A 20,633-nucleotide genomic window follows, 5' to 3' on the forward strand; every position below is an offset into this window, starting at 1 on the left:
AAAAATTCCATCAAAAAATCAAAATGCATATAACACTTTCCTTTGATGCCGACATAACATGATTACAGTAAACGCTCACAAAGGTGTCTGCACACTTCGGAAGTGGAGAAATCTGCTTTCTGTGCATAACGGAATCTACCATTTTCTCCCGTATGCACCTGAATCTGTTGTGTAATTTCGAAAAATCTTCGCTACACTGGTGAAGCGGCACTAGAATCATATCGCGTCATGTTGGCAAGTATCTGGTTTTGCGGGAAAAATGTCGATTTTTCGTCCGCCGGGAAAATAATGTTGCCGCGCATCGTAAATTGTCATGCCGAACCTAAAAATCTTCGCGTTGGTGACCAGATCTGTTCCAAGCAAACCAACGATTACTTGTGAAGGAACAAGAAATGACCTCCAATCAATTCATCGCTTATTACCGGGTCTCAACGACCCGTCAGGGCGAGAGCGGACTAGGCTTGGAAGCGCAGCGCAGCGCGACTGCGAAATTCGTTATGTCCTCCGGTGGACAGTTGATTCAAACCTTCACGGAAGTCGAGAGCGGCAAAAAGAAGAACCGTCCCGAACTTGAGGCCGCACTTGCTGCCTGCCGAAAATCCGGCGCAACTTTGCTTATAGCCAAGCTTGACCGACTCGCTCGCAATGTCGCTGTCATCGCGAACTTGCTCGAAAGCGGGGTTCGGTTCGTTGCAATCGATATGCCGAACGCTGATCGCTTCATGTTGCACGTCTATGCTGCAATCGCGGAGGAAGAAGGCCGGAAGATCAGCGAACGTACCAAGGCGGCGCTGGCAGCGGCAAAATCACGCGGAACGAAGCTAGGCGAGAACGGAAAGTATTTAGCGTTACAAAACAAGAGGGAAGCTGTGGTTTTTGCCAAGTCTATCGAAACTTCGTTGCGGCAGATGATCGTTGATCAACAACTTACTTTCCGCGCGGCAGCCGACCGCCTCAACGAGTTGAACGTTCCCACCGCGCGCGGGGGCCAGTGGCACCCGTCGAGTGTGTTTCGCGCTTGGCAGCGCCTCAGTAACCAAGCGGCATAGTATAACCCATGCAGTGTAGAGTTAATCTGTTAGGTCCCTGAAATGCGCGATGTTCTAGTCCCGGAGTTGTCGTGGCCGCTTTCCCTCGACCCACGGCAAATGTTCCTCGATCTTGTAGAGGTCTCGGTAGAGGGGCTGCGTGTGTGTGGCGACACCGCGCCTACGATGGTTGCGTTGGAAACGCTCAATACGATTAGAGTCCTGTCCGCAAACGGTTCGGTGCGCTTGTTTAATCAACCACGGCGACGCAGAGGCACACGCCCTTTGACCGCGAAGGTACGGGCGGAACATGTGATTGTGCGTGGAACGAAGACCGCACCCGTATTCTCTGGTCGCGTGGTCGCAAAACCTGTCAGACTGAATGAGTTTTTGTACGGTTCCAACGAGGCCGTAGACATTAAATTGGACTTGAACCTAAACGTCGCCCGTTTCGTTGCTGCACAGATTTTTAATGGAGCGGGGTTGTTTGATCCGGTAGCGGCACAGCAACCCTTGAAAATGGCAGGACCTAGGGAGGCTATTCAGACTGACGATGAAACAATGTTTGGCGGAGACGGCAATGTCTTGATGGGTGACGAGCGGGTCTATGCTTACGCAAGTTTTGGTGGTCCGATTACGCACCTCAACCGCCTGATGAATGAGATTGTGGGATTAGTTTTGACCTTTTTGAGCGATAGCCCTCATATCGAAAATGACCGAATAGAGTTTGTTCCGCGCTTCGCCCTGAATAAAGCGGAGTGGTATGTAGAATTTTTGACTCTTGATCCTCGAAGGCAGGTGAAGCACCTTATGCCGTCTTTGTCTAGGCAAGGGCGAAGTGGCAACATCTACAAACGCAAGCTGACGGGGCAAGTTAGAACATTCGGACCGCACAGCCTTGCGATGCAGATCGATCTTGCAGAGGGCATCAAACAAACCACTTACGCAAAAACGAACCGCCGTATTCGGTTCGAGGTGAAGTATTCCCGCAAGTGCCTTGGTCGGCTTGTCGGTCGCCGAACGCAGTTGTCCTCAAGTCAATTCTCGGACGCATTGGACCGGCTGCGCGAATATGCTACGCGGCAGCTACAACAAACCTTTGCCGAATTGAATAAAACAGTAGAACCTCTGGGCGAACAAAACACCCGCGACGATCTGTGCATCGCGATTGCGTTCCTATCTGAGGACAGTCACGTCGCCGAGGAAATCATCCGCTCGCTACGCGACATCGGGCGTGTGACGGTACGCAATGGCTCAGAGCTTCGCCCTACGATAACCCGTTTGTGCAACGCATGCGTGCTGCGGTTCGTTAGGCATTCAGTGTATAGCGTGACAGCTAGCTACGAGTTCGCGCTTCGAGAACTGATGACTCAGCCGGGGGCCGCGATGGCGCGAGAGGTGCATGCCCTTCAAGCGAGCGCAGCGAGCCGGAGCGCAGCGACCTAAAAAATCTGCGCTGGCAGGCGTCAGCCGAAGCGCAGCCGTCGAGCTACGCGAGACGGCATGTTGTCCGACGAAATCCACGAGGTTGTAGTTGCGTCCCAAGCGGACGCGTCGGAGTGTCGCAGCAAGGTTAGCTCGAACACTTGATGTTCTTACAATCGATTGCAACCAGTCGCTAAAGCGTTAACGTTGGGATAATACGGAAGATAACTTCTTGACGATAGGTAAATAGAAGAACGTGTCTACATCTCCATACTCCAGAGACGCACTTAAGGGTCATTTTCGCGTTGGCGACGGCGGACGATGGAAAGTGGACCTTGATACGCAGCTGGAGACAATCGCCAATTCAGCGGCGGAACGGGCTGAACAGAGGCCGGTTGTACTAGGTCTGTCGTCGCGAACTGATGCTTCTGGCGTAGTTCACCGGTTTGCCGCTGACATCGAAACAGATTTGATACTTCGCGCGACCTATCGTCGTTTGGTAAAGCAATACAACATCTTGCTGCCAAACAGAGAATCAATAATATCTGGAATTATAGAAGCCGTTAGCGAAGGCAGCCCTTACGCCATAACTCGATGCGACATCCGTTCCTTCTATGAGAGTATTGATGCGAAGCCAATAATCAAGAAGATCATTTCAGACACTCGCACAGATGGTAGTCTCCGTGCAGTAATTGAATGGCTCTATGACCCAGGTGGTGGCGCTGTTCCTCCTTCTGTGGCGCCCCGTGGTCTGGCCATCAGTACAGTGCTGGCCGAGCTGACCTTGAGAAATTTCGATGAATATGTACGTAAAATGCCGGGAGTCCACAGATACTTCCGGTTTGCGGACGATATGATTATCTTCCATCTGCCGCGGTACGACATATTGAGCGAGATTCAATCACTATTAAGTGATTTGGGGTTGGAGGTTAACGAAAAAACGACAGTAACCCATGTTAAATCGGAAAAGCCAAGTGCGGCCAAGCCCGATACCAAAGAAGATTTTGATTTTTTGGGCTACAAGTTCTCTGCAAACAATAGTGTTAGAAGTTTTGAGAGCCGCGAGTTTAATTTATCAATTGCAGAAGTTAAACTGAAGAAGAGGCAAACAAGAGTCTATCTTGCGCTGAAATCATTCCAGCGGCACAAGGATGCGCCGCTGCTGATTGATCGGCTTCGATACATAACGTCAAATCACTCGATATATCGAACAAAACACTCGCGTGGGAAGCCTAAGCAAAAAGTGCGAACAGGTATATACTATAACTACAGCCGGTGCGGATTTTACCCTGCATCGAAGCGAGGGCGTAAGAAACAAGACCACCCCGCAACAGAACTCGTTGCGCTTGATGGCTACCTAAAGACGCTGCTTTTCGGTCCTACTAGCGAATTCTCTGCCGATATTTTGGCCCTAGCTCCTCATTTCCTGACGGAGTTGAGGAAACTCTCGTTTGCTCAGGGCTATCGAGCACGCATCATACGCCGCCATTCGCGCGCGCGGGTTTCCGAAATATTCAAGGTTTGGAACAATGAGTAGTATCGACGACCGTATGCGTGAAGTTCGTGCGGTTCTCACGGAAACACTTCCGTTCGAGTTACCTCTTGGCTTTACAAACGAAAATCTATTCCTCTCTGAGTTGAGGTTAGATCAGATGACTGACATTCAGAAACACTATCTTAATAGGTTAAGGCGACCTCATCACAACTATACTAAGCCCTATCTTTACAGTATCAACCGATCACGCCGGTCTAGGAACACGTTGGCAATAATTCATCCGGCTGTTCAGCTTAGGATTGCAAACTTCTATTCTGAGTTTGAGCAGACCATCATTCAGTCTTGCAGTAGGAGTACTTTCTCGATCCGCTATCCTTATGAGTCTTTGCGAATATACTCTAAAGACAGCACGAAAGACGTGCGAAAGAGATGGGAGTTGGGGCTCCCTGAGGAGAATGTCGGGGATTCAATGAAGACACCCTATACCTCTTCCTACTTTGCTTATCGCAAATATCTTTTGCTCGACAAGTTCTTCTCCTCAAATGAAATAATAAGGCTGGAAGCCAAGTATTCCAAACTGCGGATGCTGGATATTTCCAAGTGTTTTTTTAATATTTACACTCATTCGATAAGCTGGTCGATCAAGGAAAAGGACTTTTCAAAAAGAAATGCGAAAAATTACTCCTTTGAGCAACAGTTCGATAGCTTGATGCAGCATTCCAACTACAACGAGACCGCTGGTATTCTTGTTGGGCCTGAAGTGTCTCGTATATTCGCGGAGATTATTCTTCAAAGGGTTGATGTTGAACTTGAGCGACTGGTTGCCAAGCGACTGAATTTGAAGTGCGGTCGCGATTATGACGTAAGGAGGTACGTTGACGATTTTCATTTGTTTTCTAATGATGAAGACGTTCTGGATAAAGTGGAGTACGTACTTGCTGAAATTCTCGAGGGTTACAAACTGTTCCTGAATACGGGAAAGAGTGAGGATGTCGAGCGGCCGTTTGTGACGGGTATTTCACGGTTGAAATTCGAAGTTAGTAGTATTTGCGCAAAGCTTTATGACGAGCTGACGTTTGATCTAAGCGCGGATGACGGCAGTTCGACCGAGACTCATGATACATTGCGCAAAGCTAGGGTTTCTCTTGATGCGTTACGACACATTGGAGGAACTGAGAGAACGCTTCTACCAAGTGCCATGTCCGAGGTTTTTACAACTCTCAGTCGGATTGTCCGAGCTTTAGAAAAGATGGCGGATTTCGATCTAAGCGACGTCCAGTCTGAAGATTTGGTCGCAAGAGTCAAAGCTGTTGTCCGTATCCTCTTTTATCTCGCGGCGATAGATTTTCGGGTTCCTCCAATCATTCGTTTGTCTCTGATATTAAAGGAAGTTATGAAGCTTTCCAAGAAGTTTTCCCAGCCGTATCGCGAAGCGATCACCGGATACCTGGTATATGAACTAAGCGAATTGATGGCGTCGCACTACGTCGAAGAGGACGAGACAGTAAGCCTAGAAGTGGCAAATACTTTTATTCTTGGTTTGGTTGTCGAGCCAAACCTTTTTGGAATGCAGGACTGCTCATCAAAACTCCTGAGAAACATCTTAACGGGAAAACATCGATGCTATTTTTCGGTCCTGTGTGCACTCCATGCGCTTAACTCAGTGCAGCACATCGACGCGGAGAGCAAAACGTTCTTCGTAGATAATCTGATTGAAAGAATACTAACAAGCGAGTTCGACATCGAGGTAAGTTGCGAAGATTACCTTATATTTTGCGATACCTTATCGTGCCCGGCAATAGACAGAGATGTTCGTTGGAAAGCATTCCAAGACAAACTTGGCGGCGACGGATTGAGCAAACCGGCTTTCGATGAGCTAGCTCGATGCGTCCGCCACACCAACTGGGACTTGAGCGGGCCGGGTTTTGAACTCGTCAAGCGTAGGTTGCCACCAGTGTATTTTTCCGGCTAAGTACTCTTCGGCGGCAAGGTTCTTGTGCTAGATCGCCGAGGCTGCTTCGGCAGCTAAGGTTGACGTTTGCTGACGCTGACGTTCGTCGGCTTAGGTAGGCGGTCACACACACATTAGCGCGTTCCTTGTCGTCATTCCTACCTTTGAAAAGCAATCGGAAGTGCTCGCATGCAACCAGCGCGCGTCAATGCGTGCGTGCAGCTTTTCTTCGAATAAGGGCACGGTGCCTTACATCACGTCATCAAGCATGTTCAGCAAGATGCTGCGGGGCTACAGCGATGTTCTTGCGCGTGATAGTAGATACATCACACAGGTATATTCCAGACGTCTAATGTGACGGCAGCTTTGGGGTCAAACTGCAGGACTACACCATACGTTCCTCAGCTGCTCCGCTGAAACCTTGCGGCTGATTGTATACAGCTTGATACCGGACGTCCCATCCGGGATTTTCGCTTCTTCCTGAAGTGTTAGGCGTGCGAAAAATAGCAAGCGAGTGGTAGTCCGTAGGTACCATTCACACCCAGATGTTACGAAATCATCCCACAGCTAGCCGTGTCCTATCTGCGTCCAAGCCTCCAGTTCGACAAAGAAAAAAGGCTTAGCAAAACATGCTAAGCCTTTGAATTCTTTGGCTCCGGCGGTAGGGATCGAACCTACGACCAATTGATTAACAGTCAACTGCTCTACCGCTGAGCTACGCCGGAACATGCGGCGGTCTATAACAATGTGGAATCCGGGCGTCCAGAGGGTTTCGTCACAAAAATGAGGTTTTTTGTTTGCCGCATCAGATTGGACGGAAAACGGCATCGACGGACAGTTCTCCGACCGGGGCAACACGTGATTTCGACGTCAGATCAATGAGGTGAGCCAGGACGTTCCGGCTGGCTGCCGGAAGAAGGGCGGGCGGGACGTCGGTATAGATCCGCTCGGCCAGGTCGCGAGCGGTGGCGGGGGCATGGGCCAGCGCCAAGAGGATGGCGGATTCGCGGCCGCGACGGTGCGTCAGAAGCGCCGCAAGCCTCTCGGCGGGCGCGGGCACCGGCGCGCCGTGGCCGGCATGGAACAGGGACCACGACCGCTCTTGCAGGCGTTCCAGCGAAGACATGAAGGCGGTCAGATCCCCGTCGGGAGGCGACACCAGCGAGGTCGCCCAGCCCATCACTAGATCCCCGGAGAACAGGATATCACCCCAGGCAAAGGACAGATGATTGGCCATGTGTCCCGGCGTATACAGGGCTTCGACGGTCCAGCCGTCCCCGGCAATCCTGTCGCCATCGGACAGCGCTATGTCCGGAACAAAGCCCGTGTCGACGCCTTCACCGCCCCCGACCAGCCCCTCGGCGGCGAGTTTCTGCATGACCGCGCTGCGACCGGCCTCGGCCGGGCCGAAACCCAGAACCGGCGCCCCTGTGCGGCGCGAGAGTTCTCGGGCGAGGGGGGAATGGTCCAGGTGAGCATGGGTCACCAGGATATGCGTGATTTCCTGCCCCGGGCTCAGCGCGTCCAACAAGGCCTGCAGGTGGGCCGGATCCTCCGGCCCCGGATCGATCACCGCGATGCCGCCGGTCCCAAGCAGGTAGGTATTGGTACCGCGAAAGGTCATCGGCGAGGGGTTCGGCGCCACTACACGGCGCAGGCCCGGCGAAAGCTCTTCGGCAACGCCCGGCCGGGGCTGGAAATCGGGTTGCGGGTCCTGCATCGGATGGTCCTTTTGGCGATGGCGGGCCGGGGCGGCGCGGGCTAGGCTTAGCGCATGTTCTTCCGCTGGCTCAAACGATATATGCCCCGCAGCCTGTATGGCCGTGCCGCACTGATCCTCGTGCTGCCGGTGGTGGCGCTGCAACTGGTCGTGTCGGTCGTCTTCATCCAGCGTCATTTCGAAGGCGTCACTGTCCAGATGAGCAAGGAACTGGCGCGCGAGGTCAATCTGGTGGTCGCAGACTTGCCGGACCAGTCCAACGGGATACGGCTGAGCATTCGCCCAAGAGCCGTGCCGGACGACGCGATGCCGGACGGCAATTATCGACGCTGGTACGATTTCACCGGGCTTGTGGTGATCCGCGAACTGGACATGCGGATCCCGGCGCTGGAACGCATATTGCTACCCAGCGACCGAGAAGTGGTTCTGTTCCTGCGACGTGACGACCAACTTTACCGGGCCAGCCTCGAACGATCCCGTGTCTCTGCCTCGAACCCGCACCAGTTGTTCGTGAATATGGCCTTCTTCGGTGCGCTGATGACGCTCATCGCCTTTCTCTACATGCGCAACCAGCTAAGGCCGATCACCCGGCTGGCGGCCGCGGCAGAGGCTTTTGGCAAGGGGCGTCACATGCGCTACTCGCCGGCCGGCGCTACGGAGGTGCGGGCCGCCGGTCATGCCTTTCTGGAAATGCGGGACCGGATCGAACGACATATCGAACAACGCACCATGATGTTGTCGGGGGTCAGTCACGACCTGCGTACCCCCATGACACGGCTCCGGCTGGGCCTCTCGCTGCTGGACGACGAAGATCGCGAACCGCTGGAACGTGATGTCGAAGAGATGCAGCAGTTGATCGACGCTTTCCTCGACTTCGCACGCGGGGATGCCGAGACCGATACCTCGGAACAGACCGACCCCTTTGCGCTGATCCAGAGGATCGTCGAGGATGCGCAGCGTGGCGGGCAAAAGGTCGAGCTTGGCGAAATGCAGGGCGAGGGGAGGGCGATGCTGCGTCCGCGCGCCTTGCGCCGTGCGGTGGAGAACCTCATGGCGAATGCACGCCGCTACGCCTCGGCCTGTCGCGTGTCGGTGCAGTTGACCGACGGGTCTTTGCGCATTCGGGTAGAAGATGACGGCCCGGGTATTCCGGCCGACCGGCGCGAGGATGCGTTGCGGCCCTTCGTCCGGCTGGACCCGGCACGCAACCAGGATCGTGGCTCTGGTGTCGGGCTGGGCCTGGCGATCGCGGCGGACATCGCGCGGGCGCACGGGGGCGTTCTGCGCCTGGGCGAAAGCAAGAGCCTGGGTGGCCTGCGTGCCGATATCGTCATCGCGCTGTGAACCGCGGCCCGCCAGAACCTCTGTCAGCGCAATATTTGTAAAATCCTCTGGATATGCCACGGTTTCGCCGAGCCGCGGTCATCTGGCTGAAAGGACTCTGGGTCAGCTTGCCCGCAGACCAAACTCAGGAGTTCCCAGATGGCCATCTTGCCGCTTGTCGCCGCCGCAACCATTGAGCTTGCCACGTTCAGCACCACCGATGCCGAGACGCCCAAGACGATGGTCTTTGCGCAGGCTCAGCCGTTTGTCGGCACGCAGGGGTACGCGGTGCCGCTGGGTGACTCCATGACAACGCCCGATGGCTGCACCTATCGCCGAACGCAGGCACCGGGCCAGCCCGTGCGCTGGATCATCGTCCTGAATCCTCACCACCTGGGCAAGGATGGATCGCCCAGCAGGTGCAAGGGCATGTTGTAACGACGCCCAACAGCAATAGGCGCGCGGGGGCCACCAGCGCGCCTTCGTTGATGCCAAAGGACAGTGCCTCTGGTCAGAACCAGCTCTGTACCGTCCGTGCCCCGGCGGAAATATCCTGCCCGAATCCGTCGACGGTGCCACATCCTGCCAGCCCCGCGGCCAGCGCGATCACGAAAACCACTCTCATATCTGCCTCTTGTCCGGTCTTGTCGCCGTCAGGTGAGGGACGAGATCACTCGTCCTCCCACCACCATACATCAGGCTGAAAGCCCAGCCAATCACCATAGATCGGCAAGTCATCCTTGGGAAAGGTCAGTTCCTTGGCGTGGGCAATGCGGCTGACGGCGTATTTGTCCTGCACCGGGATCACGTAGCGACCGCTGATCAACACACGGTCCAGCGCGCGGGCAGCGGCGAGGAAGTCGTCGCGGCTTTGCGCACTCAACAGGGCATTGATCATGGCATCCGCCGCGGCCGACTTCATCCCCATCCAGTTGCGGGAGCCTTCCTGGTCGGCACCCTCGCTGCCCCAGTAGAGGAACTGCTCATTGCCGGGGCTGAGCGAGAGACCGCGCCGAAAGCTGGTCATGTCGAAATCGAACTGGTTGGTGCGTTCCTTGTATTGTGCCGGGTCGATCATCGTCACTTCGGCGGTGATGCCGATACGCTCGAGCGCGCGAATGAAGATCTCGGCCATGGCGACGTTTTCGCCCTGGCCCTGCTGCAACAGGATGTCGAAGGTGAAGGGCTCGCCCGCGGCGTTCTTCATCACCCCGTCCTGCACCGTCCAGCCGGCCTCCGCCATGAGGTCGATGGCCTTCGCCAAGTTTTCGCGATTGCGTGGGCTGCCATCGGAAACCGGCAGGGTGTAGCCTTCCAGCGCTCCGGGCAGCAGCTCGTCCGCAAAGGGTGTCAGCAACTCCCGGACCCGCCCTTCGGCGGGGCCGTCACGCATACCCAGCAAAGAGTTGCCGTAATAGGAGGTGATGCGCGGCTGCGCACCGCCGGTCAGCGTGTCGTTGATGTATTCGAAGTTGAACGCGTGGATCAGCGCGTCGCGCACATGCCAGTCGGCGAACTTGGGGCGCCGCGTATTCATGACGAAACCGGTGATCCCGGTGGGGCGCTGATGCGCGATCTCGGACTTGACGATGTCGCCGTTGCGGACTGCCGGGAAATCGTACTGGGTCTTCCATTTCTCGGCGTTGGTCTCGCGGATGGTGTTGATGATCCCGGCCTTGAAGGCTTCGAACAACGCGGTATCGTCCGCAAAGAATTCCAGCCGAATGGTATCCAGGTTGTTGGTGCCCCGGCGAAAGTTGACGTCCTTGCCCCAATAATCCGGGTTACGGTTCAACTCGACATAGCGGCCGGCCTCGTAATCCCCAATGACATAGGGCGCCGAGGTGATCGGCACGAGGTCGAGGCTGGAATTTTCGAAATCCAACGCTTCCCACTGGGCCTTTTTCAGGATCGGGCGCATGCCGATGATCAGGGCCAGTTCCGGGTTTTCTTCGTTGAAGGTGAAACGCACGGAGCGCTCGCCGGTCTGCTCCATGCTCTCGACCTTGCCCCAGAGACCGAGGTAGCGCGGGTGTCCCTTGGTGCCCAACGTCTCGTAGGACCACATGACATCCTCGACCGTCACCGGGGAGCCGTCGGAGAATTCGGCCTCGGGACGGAGGGTGACTTCAACCCATTCGCGATTCGGCCCGACCTCTATCGATTCGGCCAGAAGACCGTAAAGAGAGAATGGTTCGTCGTAGTTCCGGCCCATCAGGCTTTCGTAAACCAGAAAGCGCAACTGCCAGGGTGCAGAGCCTTTCAGGATGAGTGGATTGAGGCTGTCGTAGCTACCAAGCTCTCCGGTGACGATCCGGCCACCTGTCGGCGCCTCCGGATTGGCGTAGGGGAGCGACACAAAATCGGGTGGAAGCTGCGGGTCCCCATACATAGCTATGCCATGCTGCGGGTCCGCCCACAGGCTGCCTGCGGAAAGAATCGCTCCGGCTGCGACGATTTTTGCGACCCGATTTCGGAAAAAATTTACGCGCATTTTGGCAACGATCCCTGTCTGCCCTTGTTTTCTTGGAGGGGAACGTATCGCTCCTTTTACGCCTTTTCAAACTTTTAGCTTGGACTCACGCGGCGAAAAGCTTATACAGAGGGCACTGCTCGATAGGTTTCTTGCCTGTATGAAACCTGCCTCAATGACTGAACCCCGGCCTTGCGCCGGGGTTTTTTTTTGGCCATTCGACAGGCATGGTGTCACAGGTTTCTGAGCCCGGTCAGCGGGGGGCTTGCGCGGCATTTCGACCTGCGCAAGTTCCCGCCGGTGCCTTCCCGAATTTCCCCCGGACCTCGGTGATTGAGCGGGTGCATACCGCCGCATCCAGGACTATGCTGCATCTGCGAACACAACCAGCATCGGGGAGCCTACATGTCGCTTCAGGGAAAGACCGCCATCATCACCGGATCGAACTCGGGCATCGGCCTTGGCATCGCGCACGAGATGGCAAAGGCAGGGGCTTCGGTGGTGATCAATTCCTTCACCGATTCCGACGAAGATCACGCCCTGGCGAAATCCATCGCCGAGGAACACGGCGTCGAGGCGCGCTATATCAAGGCCGACATGTCCAAGCCGGATGAATGCCGCGCGCTGGTCGAAACGGCAGGCGCCTGCGATATCCTGATCAACAACGCGGGCATCCAGCACGTTGCCCCAATCGACCAGTTCCCGGCGGAAAAATGGGACGCGATCATCGCGATCAACCTGTCCTCGGCCTTTCACACGACGGCTGCCGCGCTGCCGAAAATGCGCGCCGCCGGATGGGGACGCATCGTCAACATCGCCTCGGCGCATGGTCTGACCGCCTCGCCCTACAAGAGCGCCTATATCGCCGCCAAACACGGTATCGTCGGCCTGACCAAGACCGCGGCGCTGGAAACCGCCGAGGAACCGATCACCGCCAACGCGATCTGCCCGGGCTACGTGCTGACACCGCTGGTCGAGGCGCAGATCCCCGACACCATGAAGGAATACGACATGGACCGGGAAACCGTGATCAAGGAGGTGATGCTGAAGCGCCAGCCGTCCAAGGAATTCGCCACGGTCGAACAACTGGGCGGTACTGCGGTCTTCCTCTGTTCCGACGCGGCGGCGCAGATCACCGGCACGACGATCAGCGTCGACGGCGGCTGGACCGCACTTTGACCTAGCAGGGCAGGAGGGGGCTCACCCCCTCCGGGCCTTCGGCACATACACCCCAAGGCATTTCCGAAACCAAGCAAGCACGGGAGCGCGGCGCATGGCGAAGTCCGTTCGCATCAATCTGGCCCTGCAAGGCGGCGGCGCGCACGGCGCCTTTACCTGGGGCGTGCTGGATCGCCTTCTGGAAGAGCCCGAGATCGAGATCTCGGCCATCACCGGCACATCGGCCGGGGCACTGAACGGTGCGGCGCTGAAATCGGGCATGTTGGTGGGCGGCCACGAGGGCGCGCGCGAGATGCTGGACTGGCTTTGGTCCCAGATCGGCGCCCTGCGCGACGAGGCCATGCCCGACTGGCTGCAAGGCTGGATGCCGCACCCGGAGGTGGTCAGCAAGAGCCTGGAGTATTCGCTTCCCTATAGCTGGGGTGAGGCTGTCGGGCGGATGGTTTCGCCCTACGCCTGGGGGCCCCTCTACCGGAACCCACTGGAAAAGATCGTCGAACGGTTCGACTTTGACCGGGTCTGTGCCCATGAGGGGCCGGAATTCTATGTCTGCGCGACCCAGGTGCGCGACGGCAAGATCCGGGTGTTCTCCGGCGACCAGCTCAACACGCGGGTGATCATGGCGTCGGCCTGCCTGCCGACAATTTTCCAGGCGGTCGAACTGGAGGACCCGCAGACCGGCACCATGGAACCCTTCTGGGACGGGGGGTATACCGGTAATCCGGCGCTGTTTCCGCTGTTCGAAAAGCACCTGCCCGACGACGTGATCGTGGTGAACATCAACCCGCTTCTGCGCGACAAGACCCCGGTCAGCCCGCCAGAGATCCAGAACCGGATCAACGAGATCAGTTTCAACGCCTCGCTTCTGCGCGAACTGCGGGCGATCGATTTCGTGCAAAGGCTTTTGCAAACCGGCGCGCTGACGCCGGGAACGATGAAGGACCTGCGCATTCACATGATCGCCGACGACGCGCTGATGAACGCGCTTTCGGTGGCGACAAAGATGGTGCCCGTGCCCACCGTGATCGCCCAGTTGAAAGAGGCCGGACGCCGCGCGGCCGGCAGGTTCCTGGACAGCCACAAGGGCGATCTGGGGCACCGTCAGACGGCGGATTTGCGGGCGATGTTCAGCTGACGTCGACGCCTCAGGACGCTTTGCGGAACTGTGCCTCGAGCGCCTGTTTGGCGTCCTGCCCGTTGGGATAGACAAGCCCTGCCGAAATCACCAGCTTGGCTGCGTCCTCAAGGCTCATGTCCAGCTCGATCACATCTTCCTTGGGAAAGAACAGCAGGAACCCCGAGGTCGGGTTGGGCGTGGTCGGAACGAAGACCGACACCAGCTCCCCGCTTGTGATGGCTCGACGGGCGACCTCCCCCTTGGCCACGGTCGAAATGAACCCGATCGCCCAGATGCCCTTGCGCGGGTATTCGATCAGGCAGGCCTTTTCAAAGCTGCGCTCGCTCTGGGCAAAGATGGTTTCGGCCAACTGCTTGATGCCCGAGTAGATCGACCGCACCACCGGCGTGCGCTCCACCAGGCTTTCGGCGAAATTGATCATCGATCGACCAATCAGCCCCTTGGCGATCCAGCCGACGACGATTGTGAAGAACAGGAAGACAAAGACGCCGAGGCCGCGCACGTTGACCTCGATCCGGCCATCGTCATCCGCGTCAAGCAGGTCGAACAACCACGGAAGACGCGGACCGTCGGGGCCGGTCATCCAGCGATTGAGCAGCGCATTGGGTTGGTAGGCATCCGGCACGAAAGGCCAGACGAACCCGTCAACCCAGCCGACAACGGTCCAGATCAGCCAGACGGTCAGACCGACCGGCGCGATCACCACGATACCGGTCAGGAAAGACGTGCGCAGCCGCGTGAAAAGACCCGGCCGCTTGCGGGTTGTAGGCTCGAATGGTGTGGTCATCGCAGGTCCCGGGACGATTGAGACGAAAGTAGGTGCATCGCGCGGGCTCTACAATGGGCTTTGCATTCGAAAGACGATCAGGCGGGCAAGGCGCTCAATTCCTGCGCAATTCCGGCGGCCAGCCGGGCGTTGTTGAGAACCAGCGCGATGTTGGCCTCGAGCGTGCGCCCCCCGGACAGTTCGTAGATGCGTTGCAGCAGGTAGGGTGTCAGGTCCTTGCCTGCGATTCCGTGGGTTTCCGCGTCGCGTGTTGCCTCGGCGATGATCGGGGCCAGGGTTTCGCGCGGGATCTCGGCCTCGGCGGGAATCGGGTTGGCGACAAGCTGCCCGCCAGGCAGACCCAACCGAGCGCGCATACGGTGCGCCGCGGCGATCTCTGCCGGACTGTCGGCGCGCTGCGGCGCCCGCAGGCCCGCCTCGCGCGACCAGAAGGCGGGAAGCTGGTCCTGGCCATAGGCCATGACAGGGACGCCAAGGGTTTCCAGCCTCTCAAGGGTCTTGGGCAGGTCGAGAATGGCCTTGGCACCCGCCGCAACAACGGTCACGCGGGTCTCTGCCAGTTCCTGCAGATCCGCGGAGATGTCAAAACTGGTCTCGGCGCCGCGATGCACGCCGCCGATGCCGCCGGTGGCAAAGACCTCGATCCCTGCGAGTTGCGCGGCGATCATCGTGGCCGCAACGGTGGTCGCCCCGGTGCCACCGCGCGCCATGCAGACGGCCATGTCCGCACGCGACAGTTTGGCCACCTTCTTCGACTGCGCCAGAGACTCCAGCTGGGCATCTTCCAGCCCGACATAGAGCGTGCCGTCGATCACCGCGATTGTGGCCGGCACTGCGCCGTTTTCGCGCACCGTCGCCTCAACCCGGCGCGCCACCTCGAGGTTTTGCGGCCAGGGCATGCCGTGGGTGACGATGGTGCTTTCCAGCGCCACCACGGGGCGGCCATCGGCCAAGGCCTCGGCCACGGCGTGAGAGCATTTGAACGGGCTCATCGTTAGGTTCCTCCGGAAACATGGGTCGCGGCGGCGGCCAGCGCGCGGCGCAGGGCTTCGGGCCGGTCAAAGCCGTCGCGTTCAGCGGCGATATGCGCCGCCATGAAGGTATCGCCCGCGCCGGTAACGCGGGTCACGGTGACGGGCGGCGGGGTCTCCGTATGGCTGGCATCCGCCGTCGCATCGCAACAGGGCGCGCCACCATGCGTGACGAGCGCCCGCGCGGCCCCCCGTTCGACCAAGGCCCGCGCGGCTTCGGCGGCATTGGTCAGCGGCGCCTCGCAGAGCAGGCACGCTTCTTCGAGATTGACATAAAGCGTCCCGCGTCCCGCGCGCAGAAAGGCGGAGAGCCGCGTTGCCTTGCCGGGGCTGGCGGGGGCGATGCGCAGATCGGCACGGGCAAAGGCCGGGTGCGCCGCGATCTCGGCCAGCAGGGCCTCTGTCAGGTTGCCGTCCAACGCGATACGGCCTTCGTAGGGGGCCTGAGGTGTCCCCAGTGGCCCATCGATCAACGGCGACAGGATGCGGGCGCCGGCCTGTTCCAGGGAATGCGCATCGGCAATGGCAGCCAGCAGCCCCTCCGGCGTTTCGATCGCCATGTAGCGATCCGTGGGCAGGTCCGCCGCGCGCGTCAGATGCGTCGTATCCAGCCCCAAGCGCGTGCATTCCGCCGCCAGCGCCGTGCCTTCGGCATCCTGTCCGACCACCGAAAGCAGCGCCGGCCGCATCCCAAGTCCGGCCAGTGTCATGGCGATGTTCAGCGCCACACCACCGGGGATCAGACGGATGCGGCCCGGCTTGTCATTGCCGGCCTGCATGGTCTGGTCACAGCGGCCGATCATGTCCCACAGGACGGAACCGATGCAGAGAATATCCGGGTCACGCGTTTTCATTGCCGCGTTTTTGGCGCGAAGGGCAGGGCGGTGCAAGCCGCAACCGTCCCTTATCGTGGCAGCATGTCCTCTTCGTCGGCGCAAAGCGCCAGCCAGTCCCGAAAGGCAACAAGTGCGGGCGGCGCCGGACGGTCGGCCGGCCAGACGAGGTAATAGGCTCCCAGACTGACCGGCGCGGCCTCATGCGCGGGTTGCAACGTGCCCGCCGCGCGCTCCGCAGTGCTGAGGTAATCGGGCAAGAGTGCCACACCCAACCCGTGCAGTGCGGCCTGCAGAATGGCGGTGAACTGGTCGAAGGTCGGCCCGGGCAAGGGCCCGGGTGACAGCCCCTGCGTCGTGAACCAATCTGCCCAGGCATCCGGCCGGGTCTGTATATGCAACAGCGGCAAGCGCCGCAGCGCCTCCAGCGGCAGCGGCCCTTCCGGCATTAGCGCCGGTGCCGCAAGCGGTTGCACGGTCTCGGTCATCAGGCGCAGGTGATGCGTGTCCGGCCAGTCAGGTGCGCCGAAATGCAATGCAGCATCAAGGGGTTCGGTGGCAAAGTTGAACGGGCGCAATCGTGTGGTCAGGTTTACCGTCACCTCTGGATGGCGTCGGGTGAAATCCGGAAGGCGGGGCACAAGCCAGCGCATCCCGAAACTCGGCAGGATCGCAAGGTTCAGAGCTCCACCCGAAGGGTCGAGACGCAGCGCCATTGCCGCCTCTGTGAGCCGATCAAGCGTCTCGCGCACCGTGCCGGCAAAGCTGCGCGCCTGAGGAGTGAGGCGCAACGCCCTGTTTCCACGCAGGAAAAGCGTGACGCCCAATTGGTCTTCAAGGGTCTTGAGCTGGCGCGAGACGGCGCTTTGCGTCAGGTTGAGTTCTTGTGCGACCGCAGTGGCGCTGCCAAGGCGATCCAGCGCTTCGAGCGCGCGCAAGGCGGGCAGGGGTGGCAGATGCATTCCCATTCCTCATGAATACCTGCAATATTGTCGTTTTTCCATGCGACAGGTGCAAGCTATACTGCGCCCAACCAAGAACAGGAGCCTGCCATGAACGAGATGACCAAACCCGAACTGAAACCAAAGGATGCCCCGGACCTGGGTGGTTTCACCTGGGAAGATCCGTTCCGCCTTGCAGACCAGTTGAGCGAAGAAGAACGGATGCTCGCCGAGGGCGCGCGCGCCTTTGCCCAGGAAAAGCTCGCGCCGCGTATCGTCGAAGCCTTCGAGGAAGAAACCGTCGAACCGTCGATCTTTGCAGAGATGGGTGAAATGGGCCTGCTCGGCATCACCGTACCCGAGCAATATGGCGGCCTCGGCGGATCTTATGTCTCATACGGCCTTGTCGCGCGGGAAATCGAGCGCGTGGACTCGGGCTATCGCTCGATGATGTCGGTGCAGTCCAGCCTCGTGATGTATCCGATCTATGCCTACGGCTCGGAAGAGCAGCGCAAGAAATACCTTCCGAAACTGGCCAGCGGCGAATGGATCGGTTGTTTCGGCCTGACCGAACCCGACGCAGGCAGCGATCCGGGCAGCATGAAAACCCGCGCCGAGAAGATCGACGGCGGATACCGCCTGACCGGATCGAAGATGTGGATCTCCAACGCGCCGGTGGCGGATGTCTTTGTTGTCTGGGCCAAGTCCGACGCCCATGACGGCAAGATCCGTGGCTTCGTCCTGGACAAGGGTGCCAAGGGCCTGTCAGCGCCCAAGGTGGCCAACAAGCTGAGCCTGCGCGCCAGCGTGACCGGTGAGGTCGTTCTGGAAGGCGTCGAAGTTGGAGAAGAGGCGTTGTTGCCTCATGTTCAAGGGCTTAAAGGGCCATTTGGATGTTTGAACCGCGCACGCTACGGCATCGCATGGGGCGCGCTTGGCGCGGCAGAGTTCTGCTGGCACGCCGCGCGGCAGTACGGGTTGGACCGAAAGCAGTTCGGAAAGCCCATCGCACAGACCCAGCTGTTCCAAAAGAAACTTGCCGACATGCAGACCGAAATTGCGCTTGGGCTGCAGGGCTGCCTGCGCGTGGGACGCCTGATGGACGAGGCGCAGGGCGCACCCGAGATGATCTCGATCCTCAAGCGCAACAACTGCGGCAAGGCGCTGGAGATCGCGCGGATGGCGCGCGACATGCACGGCGGCAACGGCATCTCGGCCGAATTCCAGGTGATCCGCCACATGCTGAACCTCGAGACGGTGAACACCTACGAAGGCACGCATGATGTTCATGCCCTGATCCTGGGCCGCGCGCAGACCGGACTGCAGGCGTTTTTCTGATCCGAACCCGTGGCCGGACGGATCGCCGTCCGGCTACCGTTGCTCAGAACACGTCGGTCGGAACGACGCTAGATCTGTGCATCCGTCAATCTGATAATCTGTATTATGTAAATAACAGAGCGTGCCGAGCCGCACCCCAAGCGTCCGCAGCGCAACGATTATCCGATAATCCAACCCGAAACCGATGCCGCGCTGGACAGAGACGCCGCAAATCTCATACCCGGACGTAAAGCTTCCGGAGTTGCGTATGACCTCGATCCTCGTCCTGAACGGACCGAACCTGAACCTGCTGGGCACCCGTCAGCCCGAAATTTACGGCCACACGACCTTGGCCGATGTCGAGGCGATGTGCGTCGAACACGGCAAGGCGCGCGGGATCGACGTGATCTGCGCCCAGTCGAACCATGAAGGCGCGCTCGTGACCCACATCCAGGAGGCCCGCGGCACCCATGCGGGCATTGTCCTGAACGCGGGTGCCTACACGCATACCTCGATCGCGATGATGGATGCCATCAAGGGCGCCGAGATGCCGACCATCGAATTGCACCTCTCCAATGTCCATGCGCGCGAGGAATTCCGGCACAAGTCATTCATCGCGCCTGTTGCAATTGGAGTGATAGCGGGTTTCGGCGCAAACGGGTATAAACTGGCTATAGACGCGCTGCTCGGCTTTCTGGAGACCCGGTAATGACACCTGAACTAAGAGACTACCTGATCGAGGTCACGAATGCCGAAGAGGTCCAGGACCTCTGGGAAAAGCACTGTGCCAAGATGGACAGCTACGGCTTCGACAGGCTGCTCTACGGGTTCACGCGGTTCCTGACGGCGACCAGTTTCGGCGATCCCAATGACTTCATCGTCCTGACCAACCACACCCCTGCCTACCGCAAGGGCTTCGTCGAAGACGGACTTTACCGTCACGCCCCAATGGTTCGCTGGGCGCTGGAAAACGAAGGCCACTGCAGCTGGCGCGTCATGGCCGAACAGATCAACAAGGGCACGCTGGACGACAAGGCCGCCAAGGTGGTGGCCTTCAACCTGCAGCACAAGGTGCATGCTGGGTACACGATCAGCTTTCAGTCGGTCTCGCACCGGGCCAAGGGGGCGATCTCTCTGACCACGCGCGCCGAGATGAACCAGGATGAAGCAGACGCGGTCTGGGCCGAGCACGGTCAGGATATCGTTCTGCTGAACAACCTCGTACACCTCAAGATCCTCACCCTGCCCCTGCCCCTCGCTGGCCAGAACCTGACACCACGTCAGCGCGAGGCTCTGGAATGGGTTGGGGATGGCAAGACCATGCAGGACATCGCGCAGATCATGGGACTCACGCAGGCAACGGTGGAAAAGCACCTGCGTCTGGCGAGAGAGACCCTGAATGTGGAAACAACCGCCCAAGCCGTCGCCAAGGCCGCGTTTCACAACCAAATGTACATTCTTGAGGCACAGTAGCCACAAATGTCGGGAAATGGTGCACGGGCAAGACGTTAGCGACGTCTGTCCGCGTGATTCCCGCGTGAATTTTTCGCCTTTACCCTTTGGTCAGGAAATCCGTACTTCCCTAACCCAAGGTAAATTGCGATTGTTCACATGTTCCGTGAGTGGTGGCTTTGGCCATGGAACGAAGGGACCGTAACCCGCGTATTACCGGGCCCTGCGGAACCTCCGGTGTAAACCGGGCGCTGGTACGACGGAGGCAATTAGCGCTTTCCGTCGGCCAGCATCCTTTCGGGGTCCCTGGATCTCATCCCCAATGCCTCAACCGGGGACCCCGAATTCATCTCAAACTCAACCTATGCGGGATCTGACTCGGGCGCAAGCACGACACCAGTCCGATATTGAACACCGGCAAAGTCCCGCCTATCTCGCCCTGAAATCCCAGAAAACAAACAAGAAAAAGGCGCCGACCTTCGGTCCGGCGCCTTTCTCGATTCGCAACCGGCAGGGAGCCCCTGCCCTTTCAGGACCGAC

At 58.5% G+C, this 20,633-nt stretch carries 18 protein-coding genes and 1 tRNA gene; 11 read left to right on the plus strand and 8 right to left on the minus strand.

Annotated features, from left to right (window positions below; translation table 11 throughout):
- The first annotated feature begins 392 nt into the window (after positions 1-392).
- From ACQY5B_RS11065 to drt3b, 4 genes are all read left to right on the plus strand, one after another.
- Positions 393-1,049, plus strand: coding sequence for a recombinase family protein (locus tag ACQY5B_RS11065; protein WP_420325233.1), 657 nt, complete (start codon positions 393-395; stop codon positions 1,047-1,049).
- A gap of 99 nt (positions 1,050-1,148) precedes the next feature.
- Positions 1,149-2,474 (plus strand): hypothetical protein, encoded by a 1,326-nt coding sequence (locus tag ACQY5B_RS11070; protein WP_420325232.1) that lies wholly within the window; start codon positions 1,149-1,151, stop codon positions 2,472-2,474.
- A 235-nt stretch (positions 2,475-2,709) separates the two neighbouring features.
- Positions 2,710-3,990 (plus strand): antiviral reverse transcriptase Drt3a, encoded by a 1,281-nt coding sequence (gene drt3a, locus ACQY5B_RS11075; protein ID WP_420325231.1) that lies wholly within the window; start codon positions 2,710-2,712, stop codon positions 3,988-3,990.
- A gap of 13 nt (positions 3,991-4,003) precedes the next feature.
- Positions 4,004-5,920 (plus strand): antiviral reverse transcriptase Drt3b, encoded by a 1,917-nt coding sequence (drt3b, locus tag ACQY5B_RS11080; protein ID WP_424976730.1) that lies wholly within the window; start codon positions 4,004-4,006, stop codon positions 5,918-5,920.
- Between the two features lie 629 nt (positions 5,921-6,549).
- Here the strand turns inward: drt3b and ACQY5B_RS11085 are convergent.
- Together ACQY5B_RS11085 and ACQY5B_RS11090 are read right to left on the minus strand one after the other, a co-directional pair.
- Positions 6,550-6,624, minus strand: a tRNA-Asn gene (locus tag ACQY5B_RS11085).
- Between the two features lie 80 nt (positions 6,625-6,704).
- Entirely contained in the window at positions 6,705-7,619 is a 915-nt protein-coding gene (locus ACQY5B_RS11090; protein ID WP_420325229.1) for an MBL fold metallo-hydrolase, read from the minus strand.
- A 54-nt stretch (positions 7,620-7,673) separates the two neighbouring features.
- Here ACQY5B_RS11090 and ACQY5B_RS11095 point away from each other — a divergent pair, with 54 nt between their 5' ends.
- Complete coding sequence (locus ACQY5B_RS11095) at positions 7,674-8,963, plus strand: ATP-binding protein (protein WP_420325228.1); 1,290 nt, start codon at positions 7,674-7,676, stop codon at positions 8,961-8,963.
- Between the two features lie 138 nt (positions 8,964-9,101).
- Positions 9,102-9,380: a hypothetical protein gene (locus ACQY5B_RS11100; protein ID WP_420325227.1), complete on the plus strand. Its 279-nt coding sequence runs from the start codon at positions 9,102-9,104 to the stop codon at positions 9,378-9,380.
- Positions 9,381-9,453: 73 nt separating this feature from the next.
- Here ACQY5B_RS11100 and ACQY5B_RS11105 read toward each other — a convergent pair whose 3' ends face one another.
- Together ACQY5B_RS11105 and ACQY5B_RS11110 are read right to left on the minus strand one after the other, a co-directional pair.
- Positions 9,454-9,567 (minus strand): entericidin EcnA/B family protein, encoded by a 114-nt coding sequence (locus ACQY5B_RS11105; protein ID WP_305972512.1) that lies wholly within the window; start codon positions 9,565-9,567, stop codon positions 9,454-9,456.
- A 45-nt stretch (positions 9,568-9,612) separates the two neighbouring features.
- Positions 9,613-11,436, minus strand: a complete 1,824-nt coding sequence (locus ACQY5B_RS11110; RefSeq protein WP_420325226.1) for an extracellular solute-binding protein — start codon at positions 11,434-11,436, stop codon at positions 9,613-9,615.
- A 384-nt stretch (positions 11,437-11,820) separates the two neighbouring features.
- Between ACQY5B_RS11110 and ACQY5B_RS11115 the strand changes: the two genes are divergently transcribed.
- Both ACQY5B_RS11115 and ACQY5B_RS11120 read left to right on the plus strand, forming a co-directional pair.
- Positions 11,821-12,594 (plus strand): 3-hydroxybutyrate dehydrogenase, encoded by a 774-nt coding sequence (locus ACQY5B_RS11115; protein WP_305972510.1) that lies wholly within the window; start codon positions 11,821-11,823, stop codon positions 12,592-12,594.
- Positions 12,595-12,688: 94 nt separating this feature from the next.
- The gene (locus tag ACQY5B_RS11120; protein ID WP_420325225.1) at positions 12,689-13,729 is read left to right on the plus strand and encodes a patatin-like phospholipase family protein; all 1,041 of its coding nucleotides are present in this window, start codon (positions 12,689-12,691) and stop codon (positions 13,727-13,729) included.
- A 10-nt stretch (positions 13,730-13,739) separates the two neighbouring features.
- On the opposite strand, the gene ACQY5B_RS11125 is transcribed toward ACQY5B_RS11120, so the two are convergent.
- The 4 genes from ACQY5B_RS11125 to ACQY5B_RS11140 all read right to left on the minus strand — a co-directional run bounded on the left by ACQY5B_RS11125 (position 13,740) and on the right by ACQY5B_RS11140 (position 17,345).
- Positions 13,740-14,519, minus strand: coding sequence for a DUF502 domain-containing protein (locus ACQY5B_RS11125; RefSeq protein WP_305972508.1), 780 nt, complete (start codon positions 14,517-14,519; stop codon positions 13,740-13,742).
- Positions 14,520-14,596: 77 nt separating this feature from the next.
- Entirely contained in the window at positions 14,597-15,511 is a 915-nt protein-coding gene (locus ACQY5B_RS11130; RefSeq protein WP_420325224.1) for a pseudouridine-5'-phosphate glycosidase, read from the minus strand.
- Positions 15,512-15,513: 2 nt separating this feature from the next.
- Positions 15,514-16,404: a PfkB family carbohydrate kinase gene (locus tag ACQY5B_RS11135; RefSeq protein WP_305972506.1), complete on the minus strand. Its 891-nt coding sequence runs from the start codon at positions 16,402-16,404 to the stop codon at positions 15,514-15,516.
- Between the two features lie 50 nt (positions 16,405-16,454).
- Positions 16,455-17,345 carry a LysR substrate-binding domain-containing protein gene (locus ACQY5B_RS11140; RefSeq protein ID WP_305972505.1) on the minus strand — a complete coding sequence of 297 codons (891 nt, stop codon included), beginning with the start codon at positions 17,343-17,345 and terminating at the stop codon, positions 16,455-16,457.
- A 90-nt stretch (positions 17,346-17,435) separates the two neighbouring features.
- On the opposite strand from ACQY5B_RS11140, the gene ACQY5B_RS11145 reads away from it, so the two are divergent.
- The 3 genes from ACQY5B_RS11145 (at position 17,436) to ACQY5B_RS11155 (ending at position 20,114) form a co-directional block, all read left to right on the plus strand.
- Positions 17,436-18,662 (plus strand): acyl-CoA dehydrogenase, encoded by a 1,227-nt coding sequence (locus ACQY5B_RS11145; RefSeq protein WP_420325223.1) that lies wholly within the window; start codon positions 17,436-17,438, stop codon positions 18,660-18,662.
- Positions 18,663-18,909: 247 nt separating this feature from the next.
- Positions 18,910-19,350 (plus strand): type II 3-dehydroquinate dehydratase, encoded by a 441-nt coding sequence (gene aroQ / locus ACQY5B_RS11150; RefSeq protein ID WP_420325222.1) that lies wholly within the window; start codon positions 18,910-18,912, stop codon positions 19,348-19,350.
- Positions 19,350-20,114 (plus strand): helix-turn-helix transcriptional regulator, encoded by a 765-nt coding sequence (locus tag ACQY5B_RS11155; RefSeq protein WP_305971413.1) that lies wholly within the window; start codon positions 19,350-19,352, stop codon positions 20,112-20,114. The genes aroQ and ACQY5B_RS11155 overlap by 1 nt, the downstream gene beginning before the upstream one ends.
- Positions 20,115-20,633: the final 519 nt, after the last annotated feature.

Source organism: Antarctobacter sp., from assembly GCF_965277915.1.
Classification (GTDB): Bacteria; Pseudomonadota; Alphaproteobacteria; order Rhodobacterales; family Rhodobacteraceae; genus Antarctobacter.

Coding starts and splice junctions, on each gene's coding strand:
- ACQY5B_RS11065 (WP_420325233.1), top strand. CDS start 393: ATGACCTCCAATCAATTCATCGCTTATTACCGGGTCTCAACGACCCGT.
- ACQY5B_RS11070 (WP_420325232.1), top strand. CDS start 1,149: ATGTTCCTCGATCTTGTAGAGGTCTCGGTAGAGGGGCTGCGTGTGTGT.
- drt3b (WP_424976730.1), top strand. CDS start 4,004: ATGCGTGAAGTTCGTGCGGTTCTCACGGAAACACTTCCGTTCGAGTTA.
- ACQY5B_RS11090 (WP_420325229.1), bottom strand. CDS start 7,619: ATGCAGGACCCGCAACCCGATTTCCAGCCCCGGCCGGGCGTTGCCGAA.
- ACQY5B_RS11095 (WP_420325228.1), top strand. CDS start 7,674: ATGTTCTTCCGCTGGCTCAAACGATATATGCCCCGCAGCCTGTATGGC.
- ACQY5B_RS11100 (WP_420325227.1), top strand. CDS start 9,102: ATGGCCATCTTGCCGCTTGTCGCCGCCGCAACCATTGAGCTTGCCACG.
- ACQY5B_RS11105 (WP_305972512.1), bottom strand. CDS start 9,567: ATGAGAGTGGTTTTCGTGATCGCGCTGGCCGCGGGGCTGGCAGGATGT.
- ACQY5B_RS11110 (WP_420325226.1), bottom strand. CDS start 11,436: ATGCGCGTAAATTTTTTCCGAAATCGGGTCGCAAAAATCGTCGCAGCC.
- ACQY5B_RS11115 (WP_305972510.1), top strand. CDS start 11,821: ATGTCGCTTCAGGGAAAGACCGCCATCATCACCGGATCGAACTCGGGC.
- ACQY5B_RS11120 (WP_420325225.1), top strand. CDS start 12,689: ATGGCGAAGTCCGTTCGCATCAATCTGGCCCTGCAAGGCGGCGGCGCG.
- ACQY5B_RS11125 (WP_305972508.1), bottom strand. CDS start 14,519: ATGACCACACCATTCGAGCCTACAACCCGCAAGCGGCCGGGTCTTTTC.
- ACQY5B_RS11130 (WP_420325224.1), bottom strand. CDS start 15,511: ATGAGCCCGTTCAAATGCTCTCACGCCGTGGCCGAGGCCTTGGCCGAT.
- ACQY5B_RS11135 (WP_305972506.1), bottom strand. CDS start 16,404: ATGAAAACGCGTGACCCGGATATTCTCTGCATCGGTTCCGTCCTGTGG.
- ACQY5B_RS11140 (WP_305972505.1), bottom strand. CDS start 17,345: ATGCATCTGCCACCCCTGCCCGCCTTGCGCGCGCTCGAAGCGCTGGAT.
- ACQY5B_RS11145 (WP_420325223.1), top strand. CDS start 17,436: ATGAACGAGATGACCAAACCCGAACTGAAACCAAAGGATGCCCCGGAC.
- aroQ (WP_420325222.1), top strand. CDS start 18,910: ATGACCTCGATCCTCGTCCTGAACGGACCGAACCTGAACCTGCTGGGC.
- ACQY5B_RS11155 (WP_305971413.1), top strand. CDS start 19,350: ATGACACCTGAACTAAGAGACTACCTGATCGAGGTCACGAATGCCGAA.